At 71.3% G+C, this 3,887-nt stretch carries 4 protein-coding genes; all 4 read right to left on the reverse strand.

The genetic code is table 11. From position 1 onward, the window contains the following. Positions 1–34: 34 nt before the first annotated feature. Entirely contained in the window at positions 35–1,720 is a 1,686-nt protein-coding gene (locus IEZ03_RS08405) for a ribonuclease J (RefSeq protein ID WP_184886811.1), read from the reverse strand. Beyond that, entirely contained in the window at positions 1,717–2,655 is a 939-nt protein-coding gene (gene dapA / locus IEZ03_RS08410) for a 4-hydroxy-tetrahydrodipicolinate synthase (protein ID WP_132042826.1), read from the reverse strand. The genes IEZ03_RS08405 and dapA overlap by 4 nt, the downstream gene beginning before the upstream one ends. A gap of 202 nt (positions 2,656–2,857) precedes the next feature. Then, positions 2,858–3,079 (reverse strand): hypothetical protein, encoded by a 222-nt coding sequence (locus IEZ03_RS08415; RefSeq protein ID WP_184886814.1) that lies wholly within the window; start codon positions 3,077–3,079, stop codon positions 2,858–2,860. Between the two features lie 137 nt (positions 3,080–3,216). Beyond that, positions 3,217–3,887: glycoside hydrolase family 18 protein (locus IEZ03_RS08420; protein WP_229808139.1), on the reverse strand; the 671-nt coding region annotated here is incomplete at its 5' end.

Here is a 3,887-nt window from a genome sequence, read left to right on the forward strand (position 1 = left end):
GCGGGACGTGCGCCCCGCGGCCGGGCCGGCCGGGTCAGACCTCGACGACGACCGGGATGATCATCGGGCGGCGGCGGTAGTTGTCGCTCACCCACTTGCCGACCGTGCGGCGGATCACCTGGTGGATCTGGTGCAGGTCGTTCACGCCGTCGCCGGCGGCGTCCCGCAGCACGTCCTCGATCCGGCCGATGACCTCGTCGAAGTCCTCGTTGAGGATGCCCGCGCCGCGGGCGTGCACCTCGGGACCGGCGACGAGCTTGCCGGACGTGGAGTCGATGCCCACGACGATGGAGACGAAGCCCTCCTCGCCGAGGATGCGCCGGTCCTTCAGCGACGTCTCGGTGACCTCGCCGACCGACAGGCCGTCCACGTACACGTACCCGGCGGGGACGGCGCCGACGATGCGGGCCCGCCCGTCCACGAGGTCGACGACCACGCCGTCCTCCGCGATGACGATCCCCTCGTCCGGGACGCCGGTGAGCGCGGCCAGCTTGGCGTGCGCGCGCAGGTGCCGCCACTCGCCGTGGATCGGCATGAAGTTGGCCGGCTTCGTCACGTTGAGGACGTACAGCAGCTCGCCGGCCGACGCGTGCCCGGACACGTGGACGAGCGCGTTGCCCTTGTGGACGACGCGGGCGCCCCACCGGGTGAGCCCGTTGATGACGCGGTTGACCGCGGTCTCGTTCCCCGGGATCAGCGACGACGCCAGCATCACGGTGTCGCGGTCGGTGATGCGGATCGAGTGGTCGCGGTTCGCCATCCGCGACAGCGCCGACATCGGCTCGCCCTGCGAGCCGGTGCACACCAGCACCAGCCGGTCGCCGGGGATGTCGTCCAGCTCCTTCTGGTCGACCATGATGCCGTCGGGCACGCTGAGGTAGCCGAGCTCGCGGGCGACGCCCATGTTGCGGACCATCGACCGCCCGACGAAGCAGACCTTGCGGCCGTTGGCGACGGCGGCGTCGAGGACCTGCTGGACGCGGTGGATGTGCGAGGCGAAGCAGGCGACGATGAGCCGCTCCTGCGCGGTGCGGAACACCTCGTCGACGACCGGGCCGATGTTGCGCTCGCTGGTGACGAAGCCGGGGACCTCGGAGTTGGTCGAGTCCGACATCAGCAGGTCGATGCCCTCGGCGCCGAGCCGGGCGAAGCCCGGCAGGTCGGTGAGCCGGCCGTCCAGCGGCAGCTGGTCCATCTTGAAGTCGCCGGTGTGCAGCACCAGCCCGGCCGGGGTGCGGACCGCGACGGCCAGCGCGTCCGGGATCGAGTGGTTGACCGCGAGGAAGTCGCAGCCGAACGGCCCGAGGTCGCGCCGCTCGCCCTCCTTGACCACGTCGGTGACCGGTTTGATGCGGTGCTCGGTGAGCTTGGCCTCCAGCAGCGCCAGCGTCAGCTTCGAGCCGATGAGCGGGATGTCGCGGCGCTCGCGCAGCAGGTAGGGCACGGCGCCGATGTGGTCCTCGTGGCCGTGCGTGAGGATGACCGCCTCGATGTCGTCCAGGCGGTCCCTGATGTATTCGAAGTCGGGCAGGATCAGGTCGACACCGGGCTGCTCGGTCTCGGGGAAGAGCACGCCGCAGTCCACGACGAGCAGCCGTCCGGCGTACTCGAACACGGTCATGTTGCGGCCGATCTCCCCGAGCCCGCCGAGCGCGACGATGCGCAGGCCGCCGTCGGGCGGCGCGGGCGGGTCCGACAGGTCCGGGTGAGGATGGCTCACCGGGCGACCTCCGGGATGGTTGCCTCCGGCACTTTGACTCCCCCAATCGTGAGGTCTTCACGCAGTCGCGCCGCGAACTCCGGCGAGGCCTCCACCAGCGGCGCGCGGAGCGGGCCGCCTCCGGGAAGGCCGAGCAGGTTCAGCGCTGCCTTGACGGCGATGGCGCCCTGCGTACGGGTCATGATGGCGGTGACCACGGGAAGCAGCCGCCGGTGTAGCTCGAGCGCGCGCCCGTGGTCGCCGGCGCGGTATGCGTCGATCATCTCATGGAGCTCGGTACCCACGACATGGCCGACGACGCTGACGAACCCCGCCGCGCCGACCGAGAGCCAGGGCAGGTTGAGGTTGTCGTCGCCGGAGTACCAGACGAGGTCGGTCTCCATCATCACCCTGGACGCGCCGAAGAGGTCGCCCTTGGCGTCCTTGACGGCGACGATCCGCGGGTGCTCGGCGAGCTGCACCAGCGTGTCGTTCTCGATCGGCACCCCCGCGCGCCCGGGGATGTCGTACAGCATGGCGGGCAGGCCCGTCGCGTCGGCCACCGCCGTGAAGTGGCGGACGAGGCCCTCCTGCGGCGGCTTGTTGTAGTACGGCGTCACCACGAGCAGGCCGTGCGCGCCGGCGGCCTCGGCCTGCCGCGCGAGTTTCAGCGTGTGCTCCGTGTGGTTCGTCCCGGCACCGGCGACGATCACGGCGCGGTCGCCGACCGCCTCGATGACCGCGCGCAGCAGCTTGCTCTTCTCGTCGTCGCTCGTCGTCGGCGACTCGCCGGTCGTCCCGTTGACGACCAGGCCATCGTGGCGCCGCTCGTCGACCAGGTGGGTCGCGAGGCGCGCGGCGCCGTCGTAGTCGACGCCGCCGTCCGGCAGGAACGGAGTGACCATGGCGGTCAGCATCCGTCCGAACGGAGCGTCAGGTGATGTGCTGGGTGCCATGCACCGAACGGTACCGCTCCGGCCCCTCAGCTTGGACCCGCAGGTCCAAGACGGCCCCGAACTGGCGCGGAACGGGCGCGGAGCGGGGCGGGACCCGGTGCCCCGGAGGGAGCATGGAAGAAGCCGCCGCCACACGCTCGGGGGTACGCGTGGCGGCGGCTCCCACATCCACATCGTGGCACGCAAATGCCGCGTTACGGGGTCAGTCCGGCCACTTCCCGGACTCGTTTGGATAACGTGACCCCGCGGTCATCTCATGCAGCCGGACGCGCAGTTCCTCGACGTCGGGAGTGCGCACGAAGTCGTTGCCGCGGACGGCCCACCAGTGGCCGGACCCGCCCAGTCCGATCCGCCAGCCGGTGAACTCGGCCGACAGCTCGCCGAGCCGGTCGGCGACATGCCACGCGGTCTGCTGAGTGCCCATCGGCCTCGTCCCCTTCCCTTGCCCTGCGTTGGCCCAACCCCGACTTTGCACGGTGCTCTACCCCGGCGGGTGCACCGCTACCCAACCCTTTGTACCTACGCGTCTGACCAGTTCGTCACCTCTGCGTGCCCGGTTCGTCAGGCGCCCGCTCCCGACGCCGGGGCGGGCAGCCAGATGTCGCGATAACGTGCCCATTCGCCGGGCCGGGTCGTCCAGCCCGCGTACACGCCGACGCCGTACGGGCGCTCGGGTGGCCGCTCCAGGTCATCGATCCCCCGCCGGACGCCGCGCAGCGCGACCGGCAGCGTCTCGGCCCACTCGGCCAAGGGGCGGTAGGTCGGGACGCCCATGATGACGGTCGTGCGGTCCCCGATGAGCTCCAGCGTCGCGCGGGTGTGCCGGGCGAAGTGCCATCCGGTCAGGGCCTGCGTCGGAAGGGCCACGTCATAGGTCATGATCGCGACCTGGTCGGCGCGGTCCGCGACCCGGCGCAGGAAGGCGGCGGTCGGGCGGGCCGGGTAGTGGACCGGGCCCGTGCGCGGGATGAGGGCCCGGTAGACGGGCTGGGCCGCGTCCACGAGGGTCGGCTGCTCCAGCGCCACCGACAGCAGCCTCCCCCGCGAGCGGGTGAGTTCGCGGGTGCGGTCCATGAGCGTCAGGAACGCCTCGTCGTCGGGGTAGATGGGTTCGAAGTCGTAGTGGATGCCGTCGAATCCGAGGTCGAGGAACTCCTCGTCGGTCTCGAGCACCCGCTCGCGCACGGCCGGGTCGTCCAGGTCGATGACCCCCTCGCCGTCCACCACCCGGA

This window comes from Actinomadura livida, assembly GCF_014648675.1.
In the GTDB taxonomy this organism is placed as follows: domain Bacteria; phylum Actinomycetota; class Actinomycetes; order Streptosporangiales; family Streptosporangiaceae; genus Spirillospora; species Spirillospora livida.